This window comes from Aeromonas sp. 2HA2, from assembly GCF_029237345.1.
In the GTDB taxonomy this organism is placed as follows: Bacteria; Pseudomonadota; Gammaproteobacteria; order Enterobacterales; family Aeromonadaceae; genus Aeromonas; species Aeromonas salmonicida.
This window is the reverse complement of the sequence record NZ_JAACGB010000003.1, coordinates 270,200-287,715: the sequence shown is the minus strand read 5'-3', so window position 1 is coordinate 287,715 and position 17,516 is coordinate 270,200. Positions and strand designations below refer to the sequence as shown.

The window sequence follows — 17,516 nt, the reverse complement described above, 5'->3', positions numbered from 1 at the left end:
GGCAGTTTGTGCTGCCGGCACGAAGGGAACGAAGTTACCCCCGCTGCGTGAAGCCAAGGCCACAGAAATACAGTGTAAAAAAAGCCAATAAAAACAATGCCAGTCAGGCTTAACTGACTGGCATTAGACCCTGAGGTCGCCTTTTTACGCTGTCATCCAATGTCACAGACGGCCTGGTCGTTTGCTCGTGCCACCCCACAGGAATGATACGAGTATCCTTGGCCCTGGCTCAACACGACGCTCAGGAGAGCTTGCCATCCAGCTCGGCAATCTTGGCCGACCAGTAGGCCGGGCCTGTTTCGTGGATATTGTTGCCTTGAGAATCAACAGCCACCGTCACTGGCATATCTTCCACCTCGAACTCGTAGATGGCTTCCATACCCAAGTCTGCAAAAGCCACCACCCGCGACTTCTTGATCGCCTTGGCGACCAGGTAGGCTGCCCCCCCCACGGCCATCAGATAAACGGCTTTATGCTGCTTGATACTCTCGACAGTTTTGGGGCCACGCTCTGACTTGCCGATCATGCCGATGAGGCCGGTTTCCCCCAGCATCATGTCGGTGAACTTGTCCATTCGGGTGGACGTCGTGGGGCCGGCAGGGCCAACCACTTCGTCACGAACCGCATCGACCGGACCAACGTAGTAGATGAAACGGTTGGTGAAATCTACCCCTTCCGGCAGACCCTCGCCATTTTTCAACATGTCGGCAATGCGCTTGTGGGCTGCATCACGACCGGTAAGGATCTTGCCGGAGAGGAGCACTGTGTCGCCGCTCTTCCAGCTGGCGAGCTCCGCCTTGGTGATACCGTCAACATTGACACGGCGCACATTGGCCCCGGCTTCGCGAGTGATCTCCGGCCAATCGGCCAGTTTCGGCGGGGTCAACTCGGCCGGCCCCGAGCCATCCAGCTCGAAGTGGACATGGCGGGTGGCGGCGCAGTTGGGGATCATCACCACCGGCTTGGAGGCGGCATGGGTCGGGGCACTCTTGACCTTCACGTCCAGCACTGTGGTGAGGCCGCCCAGACCCTGAGCACCGATCCCGAGCTTGTTGACCTTGTCATAGAGTTCGACCCGCAGCTTCTCTTCGGTGGTCTTGGGACCACGGGCGATAAGTTCCTGAATATCGATGTGCTCCATCAAGGCTTCCTTGGCCAGCACGGCCGCCTTCTCGGCGGTGCCACCAATGCCGATGCCCAGCATACCGGGCGGGCACCAGCCGGCGCCCATGGTCGGCACTGTTTTCAGTACCCACTCGACAACATCGTCGGATGGGTTGAGCATCACCATCTTGGATTTGTTCTCGGAGCCGCCGCCCTTGGCCGCTATGCTCACTTCCACCTTGTTGCCCGGGATCATGTCGATATGCACGACAGCAGGGGCGTTATCCTTGGTGTTCTTGCGGCTGCCGGCCGGGTCGGCCAGCACGGAGGCGCGCAGCGGGTTGTCCGGATTGGTGTAGGCACGGCGCGTCCCCTCATCCACCATCTCCTGCACCGTCATGTCGCTGTCCCACTGCACCTGCATGCCTATCTTGACGAAGCAGGTAACGATACCGGTATCCTGGCACAGGGGACGATGCCCTTCGGCTGACATGCGGGAGTTGATCAGGATCTGGGCCAGGGCATCCTTGGCGGCCGGGTTGACCTCACGGTCATAGGCAGCCTTGGCGGCATGGACGAAATCGAGGGGGTGATAGTAGGAGATGTACTGCAGGGCGTCGGCGACGGAATCGATAAAATCCTGTTTTTTAATGATGCTCATATCATCCTCACTGGTCCTTGTCTCCGTCGTGGTGACAGAGCAAGGGCTTCCATATGAGCCGTGCTTCGGTGTCATAGTGTCAGGCGATATGCCTGTCGGCCCGATAGACAACGGCGTGTTTGTTCTAAAAATTCCGATGCCTATGATACGCTTGCCCCCCCATACCGGCTAGGGAGCAGGGTGCAAACTGTTGCCTGTGTAACAAAAAATGAAACCAACTCTTCATATCCACCACTTTGATCACCAGACAGCGCTGCATGCGTTGTTTGCCCGTCTGCATCATCAGCCCTGGGCCATGTTGCTCGAATCGGCCGGCCCGCAGGGAGCGGACAACCGCTTTGACATCATCAGCGCCGACCCGCTGGCAACCCTGCAGACAGAGGGGCCACTGACCTGGATAACCCGGGGCGAACAGTGTCTGTCGTTTGACACGGATCCCCTGACCCTGCTGGCACAATGGCAACGGGATCTGCTGGGCGAGAAAGCACCGCACTGTGACGAATTGCCCTTTATTGGCGGCGTCCTCGGGCTGTTTGGCTATGATCTTGGCCGTCGATTCGAGCGATTGCCGACACTGGCCGCACAGGATGTGTCCGTGCCGGACATGGCAGTCGGCATCTATGACTGGGCCCTGCTGCGCAACGTAGCAAGCGGCGCCTGGCAGCTGGTGCATTGGGGCGATGAAGCAGGCCTCCATCGCCGGCTGCAGTGGCTGGCCGCGCAGCACGAGATGCCAACACCGCCATTTGCCCTGCAGAGCGAGTGGCGCAGCAACATGAGCCGCGCCGAGTACGGAGAGAAATTTGCGCGGGTACAGGCTTACCTGAGTGCCGGGGACTGTTATCAAATCAACCTGACCCAGCGCTTCAGCGCCGCCTATTGCGGCGATGAGTGGCAGGCTTATCAGGTGTTGTCCCGCGCCAACCGGGCTCCGTTCTCGGCCTTTGTTCGCCTGCCACAGAGCGCCATTCTAAGCCTCTCCCCCGAGCGGTTTCTGCTGCTTGATGATCGTCATATCGAAACCAAGCCCATCAAGGGTACCCGCCCCCGACTTGCCGATCCGCAGCAAGACCAGGCCAGCGCCCTCGAACTGGCTGGCGCCGACAAGGACAGATCAGAGAATCTGATGATCGTGGATCTGCTGCGCAACGATATCGGCAGGGTGAGCCGTCCGGGCTCCGTCAGCGTGCCCAGCCTGTTTGCCGTGGAGTCGTTCCCGGCGGTGCATCATCTGGTGTCCACCATCCACGGCGAGCTGGATAGCCGCTGGCAGGCGGTGGATCTGCTGCGCGCCTGTTTCCCGGGCGGTTCCATCACCGGCGCCCCCAAGATCAGGGCCATGGAGATCATCGAGGAGCTGGAGCCCCAGCGCCGCAACGCTTACTGTGGCAGCATCGGCTATCTGAGCCAGCATGGCCGGATGGACACCAGCATCTGCATCCGCACTCTGATAGCGGCAGACGGCCAACTGCACTGCTGGGCCGGGGGCGGTGTCATCGCCGACTCCGATGTGGACAGTGAATATCAGGAAACCTATGACAAGGTGGCCCGCATACTGCCGTTGCTGGATAAGCTGAGAAGCTGACAGAATGGCTAACGGAGTGACCATGAAAGAGGCCCAAGCGCAGGATTGAGAGACGATTCGAGAGAATAAACAAGATGGACCGCGCCGAACTGCTGACCCGCTTTTTACTGCAACGCCCTGCCCCAGCCCATCGCCTGACGGTGGCAGGGCTCAAACCTGCCGCTGTCTTGCTGCCGCTGGTGGAGCGGGCCGACGGCTTGCAACTACTGCTGACCCGCCGCAGCGCACACCTGCGACATCACGCGGGACAGATAAGCTTTCCTGGCGGTCGGCAGGATCCGGGCGATCACACCCTGATCCACACGGCATTGCGGGAGACCTGGGAGGAGCTGGGCATCATACCGGCTCAGGTCGAGATCATCGGTACCCTGGCCCCCCTCAATACAATTTCCCAATACGATGTGTTGCCGGTGCTGGGGCTGGTTGCCGCCGATTATCAGCTCACCTTGAGCCAGGATGAAGTGGCTCAGGCCTTTGAAGTACCACTCCATCATCTGCTGGACCCACGCCACCACATAGCCCTGACCATTCCAAGGGCCAATCAGCTGCACACCATCTACTGGATACCCTGGCAGGATCACTTCATCTGGGGGGCGACTGCCAGCATGATCCGCCAGCTATCCCACCAACTTGCCACGTAACATTTTGCAAACATATTTCAGTGCAATATTTGCGCGTTAACAATAAACTAACGTATAGATTTCTAAAAAAAAATTGATTTTTTATTCTTTCGATCACATTTCTATAAAAGTGTGAGGGTTTATCCCTCGCAAAGGTGAATTTGATCAACATTTTTGATTAAAAAAACCGTATCCTTGCGCCGACTCAACAAAAAACACACATTCGGGGTGAGACACATGTCAAATACAGTCACAGGCGCACAGGACGTTGCAGCCGCACAGGAGCAAGGAACGAGCTCAATCCAATCTCGCGGTTGGAGCAAACAAGACTCTACCTGGGTTATCAGCCTGTTCGGCACTGCCGTCGGCGCGGGTATCCTGTTTCTGCCCATCAATGCTGGTATGGGTGGCTTCTGGCCACTGGTGGTCATGGCGCTGCTGGTCGGTCCCATGACCTATCTGGCCCACCGTGGCCTGGCCCGTTTTGTACTTTCGTCCAAGCGACCCAATGCCGACATCACCGAAGTAGTGGAAGAGCATTTCGGGGTGGGCGCAGGTAAATTAATCACCCTGCTCTACTTCTTTGCCATCTACCCCATAGTGCTGATCTACGGTGTCGGTATCACCAACACGGTCGAAAGCTTCATGGTCAACCAGTTGCAGATGGCTGCCCCTCCGCGCTGGATCCTCTCCATCGTGCTGATCATGGGCATGATGTCTGTGATGCTGGCTGGCGAGAAGCTGATGCTGAAGGTCACAGAGTTCCTGGTCTACCCGCTCATCGCCATCCTGGTCGGTATCTCCTTCTACCTGATCCCTGACTGGACGGGTGCCGCCCTGTCCCAGGTGCCGTCTGCCAAGGATTTCGCCACTACCTTGTGGCTGACCATCCCGGTACTGGTGTTCTCCTTCAACCACAGCCCTGCCATCTCCAGCTTCTCTTTGGCCCAGCGTCGTGATCATGGCGAACATGCGGTCGAGAAGTCCGATGCCATTCTCAAGCGCACTGCCACCATACTGCTGGGCTTCGTGATGTTCTTCGTCTTCTCCTGCGTCATGAGCCTGACCCCGGCCCAGCTGGCAGAAGCCAAGTCACAGAACATTGCCGTGCTCTCCTATCTGGCGAACCAGCACGCAAGCCCCCTCATCTCCTACTTCGGTCCGCTGGTTGCGTTTGTCGCCATCGTATCCTCCTTCTTTGGCCACTACCTGGGTGCCCGTGAAGGTCTGAAAGGGATGATCGTCCAAAACATGCGCAAATCCGGCAAAGAGCCGAACCACAAGAAGGTGGAGATGTTCATCATCGCCTTCTTCGTCCTCACCCTGTGGGGCACGGCCATTGCCAACCCCTCCATCCTGGGCATGATTGAATCTCTGGGTGGCCCCATCATCGCCACCATTCTGTTCATCATGCCGATGTACGCCATCAAACGCGTGCCAGCCATGGCGAAATACCAGGGACACATCAGCAACGCGTTTGTTGCTCTGATGGGTACCATTGCCATCTCCGCCATCCTTTACCAGCTGTTTGGCTAATCAACAGACCATAACGGTAAAGCAAATGCCCGCCTGTGATGGCGGGCATTTTTTATGCACAAATAACCCATTCCTGCAATGGTAAACCGCACTCTCCAGCGGCAATGCCGCTATCCACGAACGCAATAGACCCAGCCCTTGGCGATGCGGGACTCGGCTCAGCCAGGGTGCCTTCGAGATACACGGCTCGGCCAGCTCTTACCGCATTGCCTGTCCGGCGCGCAGCTTGTCTCCCTTGAACACCCCAGCCACACTCCTTGCTCCTTTCATGACAGGATCCCCTGGCCGGACATGGAAAGCGGCTGACAGCTAGCCCATCCGGCGGGTATGTCTGTTGGCAAGCTAGCCCCTGTTTACGCCATGACCTTCAGCCCACACGCTTCCATCCCATCGAAGGGATCTCATATCCTGATGCACTCGGCCAGCGATAGCACACATAAAAAAACGCCCTCACAAGAGGGCGTTTTCAATGGTTTGATGAAGCTGACTATCAGGCTTCGCGGCTTGGCAGCGGCGCGGTATCCAGCAGGGTTTCATCTTCGGCCATACAGGCAGCTGCGGTGAACAGCACGTCGGTGGAGCTGTTGAGGGCTGTCTCGGCAGAATCTTGCAACACACCTATAATGAAGCCCACGGCAACGACCTGCATGGCGATGTCGTTGCCGATGCCAAACAGGCTGCACGCCAGCGGGATCAGCAGCAAGGAGCCACCAGCCACACCGGAGGCGCCACAGGCACTGATGGTGGCCACCACAGAGAGCAGCACAGCGGTAGCCAGATCCACTTCCATCCCCAGTGTGTGCACCGCCGCCATGGCAAGCACGGTAATGGTGATAGCGGCGCCGGCCATGTTGATGGTGGCGCCCAGCGGAATGGAGACCGCATAGGTATCTTCCGGCAGACGCAGTTTTTCACACAGCGCCATGTTGACCGGGATGTTGGCGGCGGAGCTGCGAGTAAAGAAGGCGGTCACGCCGCTCTCTTTGAGGCAGGTCAGCACCAGCGGATAGGGATTGCGTCTGATCTTCCAGAACACGATGAGCGGGTTGACCACCAAGGCGATGAACAGCATGCAGCCAATCAGCACCAGCAGTAGCTGGGCGTAACCGAACAAGGCATCGAAGCCGGTTTCGGCCAGAGTGGATGCCACCAGCCCCAGAATACCGAGGGGCGCGCAGCGGATCACTACCTTGACGATGGCAGAGACACCGTGGGAAAGGTCGGTGATCAGGGCCTTGCTGCTGTCATTGGCGTGACGCATGGCGATGCCCAGGCCGATGGCCCAGGCCAGAATGCCAATATAGTTCGCATCCATCAGCGCTTTGATCGGGTTGGTCACTATGTTGAACAGCAAGGTTTGCAATACGTCTGTGATGCCCCCTGGCGGCGTGATGTCCGCCGTGTTGGCCACCAGATGCAGGGTGGTGGGAAACAGGAAGCTCGCAATCACCGCCACCAGGGCCGCGGCGAAGGTACCGAACAGGTAGAGGGCCAGCAGCGGGCGAATATTGGTTTTCTGGCCCTGCTTGTGGCCGATGATCGCCGCCATCACCAGCACGAATACCAGCAGCGGCGCGACCGCCTTCAGTGCACCGACAAACAGGCTGCCGAGCAGACCGACTGCTTTGGCCCATTCGGGCATGAACATGGCAAGGAGGATACCGAATACCAGACCGACCAGGATCTGGCTTACCAGACTGGTGCTGTTGACCAGTCTCATGAGGGGGTGTTGTTGTGTCATCAAATAGTCCCTGAGCACCGAAGTGCGTGAATCATTAGTCCTGTTGGCAACCACTACACCAGGCGACACCCATGTCACAGGCTGGCGTCGTCTGCCCCGGCAAGCCTTCTATTGAGCCAGTCCGGAAACACACGGGGTTACGGACAAGGAATATCCCATCTGCAATCGCTTTTTTCCACATAATCACTGAAAAATATCCGGTTTACCTCACAAAAAAACCACAGCAATGCGATAACACAATATCAACAACGCCCAAATGGACGCTGTTTTCCTCTGAAGGGCCGTTCAGGCATTCCCCGGCGGTGATATCATGGCAGTTTTGCGCTGGAGTCCTTGCCATGATCTCATCCCTCTTGACCCGTCACTTCGGCTTCGACCAGTTAAGGCCCGGTCAGGAGGCGGTGATCAGCCGGTTGCTGGCAGGCCAGAGTGCGGCTGCCATCTTCCCCACCGGCTCCGGCAAATCCCTCTGTTATCAGCTGCCTGCCCTCGCCCTGCCCCATCTGACCCTGGTGATTTCCCCGCTGATCGCGCTGATGCACGACCAGCTCGCCTTCTTGCACAGCAAGGGGATCGCCGCAGCTACCCTGGATTCGAGCCAGACGCCGGAAGAGAGCCGCCGCGTGATGCAGCAGGTCAGTGACGGTCAGCTCAAGATCCTGATGATCTCGGTAGAGCGACTCAAGAACGAGCGCTTTCGTCGCTTCATCCAGCAGGTGCCGCTGTCGATGCTGGTAGTGGATGAAGCGCACTGCATCTCGGAGTGGGGCCACAACTTTCGACCCGACTATCTCAAGCTGCCCGCTTATCGCCACGAGCTGAAGATACCTCAGGTACTGTTGCTGACCGCGACCGCCACCCCGGCTGTCATGGCCGACATGCAGGCCAAATTCGACATCGAGGATGAGGGACTGGTCGTCACCGGTTTTTATCGCGCCAACCTGGATCTGGGGGTCGTGCCGCTGCCCGCCGAGGCGCGTGATGACTGGCTGCAAGCAGAAGTACGACGAGAGCCTACGGCCCCCACCATCGTCTATGTCACCTTGCAACACACGGCGCAGCATTGTGCCGACCTGCTGCGGCGGGCAGGGATCAGGGCAAGTGCCTATCACGCCGGGCTCGACTCGACCCTGCGCAGCCAGATCCAGCATGACTTCATGGCTGGCAAGGTGGACTGCATTGTCGCCACCATCGCCTTTGGCATGGGGATCGACAAGGCGGACATTCGCCGGGTCATCCACTATGACTTGCCCAAATCCATCGAAAACTACAGTCAGGAAATTGGCCGTGCCGGCCGGGATGGACACCCTTCCCGCTGCATAGTGCTGGCCAATCGCGCACAGCTCCCCGTGCTGGAGAATTTCGTGTACGGGGATACGCCCGATCGCGCCGCCATAGTGACGCTGCTCGAGATCCTGTCGCAAAGTGGCAGCGAGTGGGAGTTTGGTCTGCTGCGTCTCTCCAACGACACCAACATCCGCCAGTTGCCGCTCAAGACCCTGCTGGTCTATCTGGAAATGGCGGGTGTCATCATGCCGGCCTACAGCTACTTCGCCGAATATCGCTTCAAGTTCGTGCTGGACAAGGCCGAGATCCTGACCCGTTTCAATCCCGACCGACGCCAGTTTCTGGAGCAGCTGTTTGCCTGTGCACCGCAGGCCCGCAGCTGGTGCACCATGGACTTCGATGCCCTCTGGCAGGGTTATCAGGGGGAACGGCACCGTGCGGCAGCAGCCCTGGATTATCTGCAACAACAAGGCTGGATAGAGCTGGAGAGCAAGCAGATGACCGATGTCTATCGGGTGCTGCGCCAAGATGTTGATGTCAATGCATTGGCAGACGAGCTCTATGCCCTGTTCGAGAAGAAGGAACTGAGTGAACTGGCCCGGCTGCAAGCCTTGCTGGCCTTTTTTACATCAAGCCACTGCCTGAGTCAGGAGCTGGCCCGATATTTTGCCGACGAGCAGGCACCGGGCCAGTGCGGACACTGCTCCGTCTGCCGTGGCGAGGTTGCCGTACTGCCGCCATTGCCGACCCTCACCCTGCCCAACGAAAAGGGGTTGCGTGCCTGGTGTGATCCCCTGATAGCCTTGTGCCACACCAACCATCCTCGCATTCTGACCCGTTTTCTGTGCGGTATCGCCACGCCATTGACCACCCGGGTCAAGGCAAAAAGCCTGGCTGGATTTGGTCAGCTGGCGGCGCATCCATTCGCCGAGGTGCTGGCAGCGGTATCACGGTTCTACCCCACCCCTGACAGTTGATCATGCCAGTGCACATCTACAACCCGCTGAAAAAATAAGACCCTCGCATATGCGAGGGTCAAGCCAACGGAAACGTGCTTAAACAGAGCTTTGTATCAGCAGCCATCACTCTCTTGCTAAAGCGATGGCTGCCGACACAGGGCCAATCTAGAGCAGCAAAAATGTAGCGTCAATGTAAAAATTAGAGCTTTAACACCAAACAAGCATCATTCCGCTGACGTAAACGTAATGGTCATTTCCATTCGCTTTTCCTCCTTCCCTTGCCCCGTCTGCGTTACAGCCAACTGACCCGAACAATGCGTTGTCCTTTCCATTTTCTGGCAAACATTTATTTTTTATCTCTTTGACATTTACCTCACTATCGTGGCAAAAATAATTTAACAGTCAGTAACATAGGTGTGTCACTGATTGCGCCTTCCCGCATCAGGATCGGGAAGTACCCTTGCAAATTTAAACCAATAGATGGTGATGGATTACTGGGGGCTGTTGACTAGGCTTAATGAGGTAAACAGAACAAAAGTAGTGATCCACTCTTTTCAGGGTAAGCGACTATAACGAGGGCAAAGTTATGGGCATCTTCGAGCATTATCAACAGCGATACGAGAAAGCCAGGGAAGAGGAGTACAGCATCCAGGAATTTCTGGATATGTGTAAGCAGGACAAAGCCTGCTACGCCTCCGCTGCCGAACGCTTGCTGGTCGCCATCGGCGAGCCGGAAATGATCGATACTTCGGTCAATCCCAGACTCAGTCGCCTTTTTTCCAACCGCGTCGTTGCACGCTATCCCGCCTTCAAAGATTTCTACGGCATGGAGGAAGCCATCGAGCAGATCGTCTCCTACCTCAAGCACTCGGCCCAGGGGCTGGAAGAAAAGAAGCAGATCCTCTATCTGCTGGGGCCGGTTGGCGGCGGCAAATCCTCGCTGGCTGAGAAGCTCAAATCCTTGATGCAAAAAGTGCCTGTCTATCGCATCAAGGGCTCGCCGGTCAATGACCACCCCTTCTGTCTGTTCGACATCGAAGAGGATGGCGAGCTGCTGGAAAAAGAGTACGGCATACCGCGCCGTTATCTGCGCCCCATCATGTCACCCTGGGTGGCCAAGCGACTGCACGAGTTCGGTGGCGACATCTCCAAGTTCAAGGTAGAGAAGGTCAACCCCTCCATCCTCGATCAGATTGCCATCGCCAAGACAGAACCGGGTGATGACAACAACCAGGATATCTCCTCTCTGGTCGGCAAGGTCGACATCCGTATGCTGGAGCATTATGCCCAGGATGATGCCGATGCTTACTCCTACTCAGGTGCGCTGTGCAAGGCGAACCAGGGGATCATGGAGTTCGTGGAGATGTTCAAGGCCCCCATCAAGGTGCTGCATCCTCTGCTGACCGCGACCCAGGAAGGGAACTACAACGGTACAGAGGGGCTCTCCGCCCTACCCTTCGACGGCATATTGCTGGCTCACTCCAACGAATCAGAGTGGCAGCAGTTCCGTAACAACAAGAACAACGAGGCCTTCCTCGACCGGGTCTATATCGTCAAGGTGCCTTACTGCCTGCGTGTCTCGGAAGAGGTGAAGATATACGAAAAACTGCTGATCAACAGCGAACTGACCGATGCCAAATGTGCCCCGGGCACACTGGAGCTGCTGGGTCAGTTCTCCGTCCTCTCGCGTCTGAAAGAGCCGGAAAACTCCAGCCTCTACTCCAAGATGCGGGTCTATGATGGCGAGAGCCTGAAAGACACGGATCCCAAGGCCAAGAGCTATCAGGAGTACCGTGACTACGCCGGTGTGGATGAGGGCATGAATGGTCTCTCCACCCGTTTTGCATTCAAGATCCTCTCTCGCGTTTTCAACTTCGACCACGCGGAAGTGGCGGCCAACCCGGTACACCTTTTCTATGTGCTGGAGCAGCAGATAGAGCGCGAACAGTTCCCGCAGGAGCTGCACGATCGCTACCTTGAGTTCATCAAGGGTTATCTGACTCCGCGCTATGTGGAGTTCATCGGCAAGGAGATCCAGACCGCCTACCTCGAATCCTATTCGGAGTACGGCCAGAACATCTTCGATCGCTACGTCACCTATGCCGACTTCTGGATCCAGGATCAGGAGTACCGTGACCCCGAGACCGGCCAGCTGTTTGACCGCGCGTCGCTCAACAGCGAGCTGGAGAAGATTGAAAAACCCGCCGGGATCAGCAACCCGAAAGATTTCCGCAACGAAATCGTCAACTTCGTGCTGCGAGCCCGGGCCAACAATGCAGGCCGTAACCCCAACTGGACCAGTTACGAGAAGCTGCGCACCGTGATCGAGAAGAAGATGTTCTCCAACACGGAAGAGCTGCTGCCGGTTATCTCCTTCAACAGCAAAACCTCGGCTGAGGAGCAGAAGAAGCACGATAACTTTGTCGAACGGATGATGGAGAAAGGCTACACCCGCAAACAGGTGCGACTGCTCTCCGAATGGTATCTCAGGGTACGCAAGTCATCCTGACCCTGCCGTGGTTCAAGGGGGAGTTATGGCGCATTTTATCGACCGCAGGCTCAACGGCAAAAACAAAAGCGCTGTCAATCGGCAGCGCTTCATCCGCCGCTACAAGAAGCAAATAAAACAAGCGGTCTCGGATGCTGTCTCCAAGCGCAGCATTCAGGACGTGGACAAGGGCGAGAGCATCAGCATACCGACCAAGGATATAGGCGAACCTCATTTCCATCAGGGGCAAGGCGGTAAGCGGGAAATGGTGCATCCCGGCAATGACCAGTTCGTCTCCGGTGACAAGATTGACCGTCCCAAAGGAGGGGGCGGTGGTCAGGGTGCGGGCGAAGGTCAGGCATCCAATCAGGGCGAAGGCGAAGATGACTTCGTGTTCCAGATCTCCAAGGATGAGTATCTGGATCTGCTGTTTGAAGATCTGGAGCTGCCCCGCTTGCAGAAAACCCAGCTCAACCAGTTGATGGAGATGAAGACCTACCGGGCGGGTTACACCTCCAACGGAGTGCCAGCCAACATCAACGTGGTGCGTTCTCTGCAAAACTCGCTAGCGCGGCGCATGGCGCTGCAAGCCGGCAAGAAACGCCAGTTGCATGAACTGGAAGAGAGGATGGCTCTGCTGGCCACCGATCCCAACGAGCATTTCGCCGAAATCGCCCTGCTTGAGAAGGAGATCCGAGAGCTGAAACGGCGGATCTCAGCTGTGCCCTTCATCGACACTTTCGATCTCAAATTCAACAACTTTGTCAAACGGCCCGTACCGTCCAGCCAGGCGGTGATGTTCTGCCTGATGGACGTGTCGGGTTCCATGGATCAGGCCACCAAGGAGATGGCAAAGCGCTTCTATATCCTGCTCTACCTGTTCCTGAGCCGGACCTACAAGAACGTGGAAGTGGTCTACATTCGCCATCACACCCAAGCCAAGGAAGTGGACGAACACGAGTTCTTCTATTCCCAGGAGACGGGCGGCACCATCGTCTCCAGCGCACTCAAGATGATGAACGACATCATCAACGAGCGTTACCCGGCCAACCAGTGGAACATCTATGCGGCGCAAGCATCCGATGGTGACAACTGGGCTGATGATTCGCCGCAATGCCGGGAGATCCTGACCCGGGATATCATGCCGCGGGTGCGGTACTACTCCTATATAGAGATCACCACCCGCGCCCACCAGACCCTGTGGCACGAGTACGAGTCGGTGGCCAGCCAGTTCCCCCACTTCGCGATGGAGCACATTCGCAAGGTCGATGATATTTATCCGGTATTCCGGGAGCTGTTCAAGAAGCAAGCGGCGTGAGGGAAGTCATATGGTAGAAACCGCAAGAAAAATACCGCCACTGGACGATGGCCCGGATTGGAACTTCGATCTGCTGGAGACTTATCATCAGGAGATAGCCCGGGTCGCCAGGTTCTATCGACTGGATACCTACCCCAATCAGATCGAGGTGATCACCGCCGAGCAGATGATGGATGCCTACTCCAGTGTCGGTATGCCCATCGGCTATCAACACTGGTCATTTGGCAAACGCTTCATCCACACCGAGCGCAACTACAAGCGCGGCCAGATGGGGCTGGCCTATGAGATCGTCATCAACTCGGATCCCTGCATCGCTTACCTGATGGAGGAGAACACGATGCCGATGCAGGCACTGGTCATGGCGCACGCCTGTTATGGTCACAACTCTTTTTTCAAAAACAACTATCTGTTCAAAACCTGGACCGATGCCTCCTCCATCATCGACTATCTGCTGTTTGCCAAAAACTACATCACCGAATGCGAAGAGAAACACGGCATCGATGCGGTGGAAAAGTTGATCGACTCCTGTCATGCCCTGATGAACTTCGGAGTGGACCGTTACAAGCGGCCCCAGAAGATCTCGCTGGCAGAGGAGAAGCGTCGCCAGAAGGCACGGGAAGATTATCTGCAGACTCAGGTGAACGAGCTGTGGCGCACCCTGCCCAAGCAGCACAAGGCCTCCGGTGTTGAAGACAGACGCTATCCGGCTGAGCCCCAGGAGAACATTCTCTACTTCATCGAGAAGAATGCCCCTCTGCTCGAACCCTGGCAGCGCGAGATAGTGCGCATAGTGCGCAAGATCAGCCAGTACTTCTACCCGCAGAAACAGACTCAGGTAATGAATGAAGGCTGGGCCACCTTCTGGCACTACACCATCCTTAACCACCTGTATGACGAGGGCAAGATCAGCGATCGTTTCATGATAGAGGTGCTGCACAGCCACACCAACGTGGTATACCAGCCCCCCTACAACAGCCGCTACTACTCGGGGATCAACCCCTACGCCCTTGGCTTTGCCATGTTCACTGATCTGCGCCGCATTTGCGAAAACCCGACCGAGGAGGACAGATACTGGTTCCCCGATTATGCCGGCACCAACTGGGTCGATACCCTGCATTTTGCCATGCAGAACTTCAAGGACGAGAGCTTCATCAGTCAGTTCCTCAGCCCCAAGGTGATGCGGGAGATGAAGCTGTTCGCCATCGACGATGATGACTTGAAGAACTATCTCAAGGTATCTGCCATTCACAATGAGGAGGGTTATCGGCTGGTACGCAATACCCTGTCAGCTCAATACAACTTGAGCAACCTGGAGCCCAATATTCAGGTCTATAACGTGGCGGTCAAGGGAGATCGCTCATTGACCCTGCGCTATGTGCCGCACAACCGGATCCCCCTTGGAGATTCACGCCACGAGGTGCTCAAGCATCTGCACCAGCTGTGGGGATTCGATGTGGTGCTGGAGCAGGATAACGGCGATTTGCCTGCCGACATCATAGGTCGCTGCCCTGACAAAAAACCGCTCTGAGACCACATTCAACCATAAAAAAACGCGCCAGAAGGCGCGTTTTCTCTTTGCATCAACAATCAGTTGTCACACAGATTGCTCGGCATGTCCTGGCGCAGACGGGTCCACAACTTGCCAGACTCGATACCGTACTGGCGTACCGTCATGAACACGGCTTCATGATTCTTGGTCTCGGCCAACCCCAACAAGACCTTGTAGTAGGCATCCGCCGTTTCACGAGCCTGCTTGTCAGAGAAATAGTAACGCCCGACCCGGCTATACAATCCCTTGAAACCATTGAGGATCAGGGCATAGATAGGATTGCCGGAGGCAAAGGCGAGCTGGTGATGCAGACGATAATCAAACTCCGCATACGCTTCCGGGGTACTGTCTACCGCATTGGCACCGCGCAGTATCTCGGCTGCTTGATCCGGGTTGTTGCGAATGGCACCACGAATGAAGATGGTGCAGATATTGGTACGTGCCGACAGCAGCTGGGCCACCAGATCCGGCACCTTGTCCTGATCCAGACGGGCCAAGGTTTCCAGGATGTTGAGACCCGAGGTCTCCCAGAAATTGTTTACCTTGGTCGGCTTGCCATGCTGGATAGTGAGCCAGCCATCGCGGGCCAGACGCTGAAGCACTTCGCGCAAGGTAGTACGAGTCACCCCGATAAGCTCGGACAGCTCACGCTCGGCCGGCAGTATGGATCCTGGAGGAAAGCGATTGTTCCAGATGGACTCGATGATGTATTCCTCGGCAAACCCTGCAGGGCTCTGCGCTTTTATGACCATGTAGTGACTCTGTTTAGTGCGTAAAAAGGCCCACGAATAATAGCAAAGCAGAAAAGGCTGGCAAGCAGAAGGTCAGTCCTCTGCTCACATAAGCAGAACTTGATGTTAAATAAATGTATTGAATGTCGAGAAAGGTGCCAAGCAACGCCACCCCCTGTCGATAAAACAGACATTATCTTGGGCAAGGGGCACTATGTTATTTATAGTTAGTGCTCTTTTTGATTAAAATCATGAAGAATCAATCTGATATGGGACAGCATCCGGATATTTAAGGACGAGTCTGTCTTGACTGCACAGAAGCAGACACCAACAACGAAACAGAGATCCATTATTATGCCAATCAGCTTAGGGAACGCATTTGCCAAGAACTTTTTGGGTCATGCGCCAAAGTGGTACAAGAGCGCAATTCTGTTATTTCTGGTGATCAACCCGATCGCCTTTTATCTCGATCCCTTTGCTGCCGGCTGGCTGCTGGTCGTCGAATTTATCTTCACCCTGGCAATGGCGCTCAAATGCTACCCACTGCAGCCCGGCGGCCTGCTGGCCATTGAAGCCGTGCTCATCGGCATGACCTCGGCAGAGCAGGTCAAACATGAACTGGTTGCCAACATTGAAGTGCTGCTGCTGCTGGTATTTATGGTGGCAGGCATCTACTTCATGAAGCAACTACTGCTCTATGTGTTCACCAAGATGCTGATCCGGATCCGCTCCAAGACGCTGCTCTCTCTGGCGTTCTGTCTGGTGTCAGCCTTTCTGTCAGCCTTCCTTGACGCCCTGACCGTGATCGCCGTGGTGATCAGTGTGGCGACCGGTTTCTACGCTATCTACCACAAGGTGTCGTCTGGCAAGAGTTTTGGTCATGAACATGACCACACCCATGATCAGGAGGTACAGGAGGATCACCATCAGGCGCTCGAGCAATTTCGTGCCTTTCTTCGCAGCCTGATGATGCACGCAGCCATAGGGACGGCACTGGGAGGGGTTTGTACTCTGGTGGGTGAACCGCAAAACCTCATCATCGGCGAGCAGGCGGGTTGGTATTTTGGTGAATTCGCTATTCGTATGGCCCCCGTATCTCTGCCTGTTTTTATCTGTGGTCTGCTTACCTGCGTGCTGGTGGAGAAGATGGGATGGTTTGGCTATGGCGCCAAATTACCCAACTCGGTACGCATGATCATGGAAGAGTACAACCGTCATGAGGATGCCAAACGCACTCCTCAGGACAAAGCCAAGCTGATGGTACAGGCGCTGATTGCTATCTGGCTGATCATCGGCCTTGCCATGCATTTGGCCGCCGTTGGGCTGATCGGGCTGTCAGTCATAGTGCTGGCAACCTCACTGACCGGCATTACCGATGAGCACTCGCTGGGCAAAGCATTCCAGGAGGCGCTGCCCTTCACCGCCCTGCTCGCCGTCTTCTTCAGCGTGGTCGCCGTCATCATCGATCAGCAGCTGTTCAGACCGGTTATCCAGTGGGTACTGGCCGCAGAGCCGGACGATCAACTCGCCCTCTTCTATCTGGCTAACGGCCTGCTCTCCATGGTCAGTGACAACGTCTTCGTCGGCACTGTCTACATCAACGAGGTCAAGACAGCCCTGCTCAACAAGGCTATCAGTCGCGAACAGTTCGACCTGCTGGCGGTTGCCATCAATACAGGAACCAACCTGCCCTCAGTGGCGACCCCCAATGGTCAGGCTGCCTTCCTGTTCATGCTGACCTCGGCACTGGCACCCCTGTTACGACTCTCCTATGGTCGCATGGTGTGGATGGCGCTGCCCTACACCCTGGTGCTGGGGCTGGTCGGTTTCTTCGCGGTGGAACTGCTGCTTACACCTACCACAGAGTGGTTCTATCAGGCCGGGTGGATCCTGCCTCACAGCGTTGCACCTGCTGCGCTACCTGCACTGCACTAAAG

The 17,516-nt window shown here is 56.3% G+C and carries 11 protein-coding genes; 8 read left to right on the top strand and 3 right to left on the bottom strand.

Translation table 11 applies throughout. From position 1 onward, the window contains the following. Positions 1–241: 241 nt before the first annotated feature. Positions 242–1,765, bottom strand: coding sequence for a fumarate hydratase (locus GWQ29_RS07555; protein WP_005311025.1), 1,524 nt, complete (start codon positions 1,763–1,765; stop codon positions 242–244). Between the two features lie 295 nt (positions 1,766–2,060). Here GWQ29_RS07555 and pabB point away from each other — a divergent pair, with 295 nt between their 5' ends. The 3 genes from pabB (at position 2,061) to GWQ29_RS07540 (ending at position 5,506) form a co-directional block, all read left to right on the top strand. Next, on the top strand, positions 2,061–3,350 hold the full coding sequence (gene pabB / locus GWQ29_RS07550) for an aminodeoxychorismate synthase component I (protein WP_275919126.1): 1,290 nt from the start codon (positions 2,061–2,063) through the stop codon (positions 3,348–3,350). Between the two features lie 74 nt (positions 3,351–3,424). Next, the gene (locus tag GWQ29_RS07545; protein ID WP_265421436.1) at positions 3,425–3,991 is read left to right on the top strand and encodes a CoA pyrophosphatase; all 567 of its coding nucleotides are present in this window, start codon (positions 3,425–3,427) and stop codon (positions 3,989–3,991) included. A gap of 216 nt (positions 3,992–4,207) precedes the next feature. Beyond that, a complete protein-coding gene (locus tag GWQ29_RS07540) occupies positions 4,208–5,506 on the top strand; it encodes a serine/threonine transporter (protein ID WP_034523441.1) in 1,299 nt (432 codons plus the stop codon). Between the two features lie 490 nt (positions 5,507–5,996). Here the strand turns inward: GWQ29_RS07540 and sstT are convergent, their stop codons facing one another. Further along, entirely contained in the window at positions 5,997–7,247 is a 1,251-nt protein-coding gene (sstT, locus tag GWQ29_RS07535) for a serine/threonine transporter SstT (RefSeq protein WP_275919121.1), read from the bottom strand. A gap of 338 nt (positions 7,248–7,585) precedes the next feature. Between sstT and GWQ29_RS07530 the strand changes: the two genes are divergently transcribed. The 4 genes from GWQ29_RS07530 to GWQ29_RS07515 all read left to right on the top strand — a co-directional run bounded on the left by GWQ29_RS07530 (position 7,586) and on the right by GWQ29_RS07515 (position 14,827). Beyond that, complete coding sequence (locus GWQ29_RS07530) at positions 7,586–9,511, top strand: RecQ family ATP-dependent DNA helicase (protein WP_275919120.1); 1,926 nt, start codon at positions 7,586–7,588, stop codon at positions 9,509–9,511. A 568-nt stretch (positions 9,512–10,079) separates the two neighbouring features. Continuing rightward, entirely contained in the window at positions 10,080–12,002 is a 1,923-nt protein-coding gene (locus GWQ29_RS07525; protein ID WP_021138270.1) for a PrkA family serine protein kinase, read from the top strand. A gap of 25 nt (positions 12,003–12,027) precedes the next feature. Next, on the top strand, positions 12,028–13,299 hold the full coding sequence (locus GWQ29_RS07520; RefSeq protein WP_275919119.1) for a YeaH/YhbH family protein: 1,272 nt from the start codon (positions 12,028–12,030) through the stop codon (positions 13,297–13,299). 10 nt (positions 13,300–13,309) lie between these two features. Then, a complete protein-coding gene (locus tag GWQ29_RS07515; RefSeq protein ID WP_005311011.1) occupies positions 13,310–14,827 on the top strand; it encodes a SpoVR family protein in 1,518 nt (505 codons plus the stop codon). Positions 14,828–14,886: 59 nt separating this feature from the next. Here the strand turns inward: GWQ29_RS07515 and fadR are convergent, their stop codons facing one another. After that, the gene (gene fadR / locus GWQ29_RS07510; RefSeq protein ID WP_059113755.1) at positions 14,887–15,600 is read right to left on the bottom strand and encodes a fatty acid metabolism transcriptional regulator FadR; all 714 of its coding nucleotides are present in this window, start codon (positions 15,598–15,600) and stop codon (positions 14,887–14,889) included. 333 nt (positions 15,601–15,933) lie between these two features. Between fadR and nhaB the strand changes: the two genes are divergently transcribed. Then, entirely contained in the window at positions 15,934–17,514 is a 1,581-nt protein-coding gene (gene nhaB / locus GWQ29_RS07505) for a Na(+)/H(+) antiporter NhaB (protein WP_275919118.1), read from the top strand. Positions 17,515–17,516: the final 2 nt, after the last annotated feature.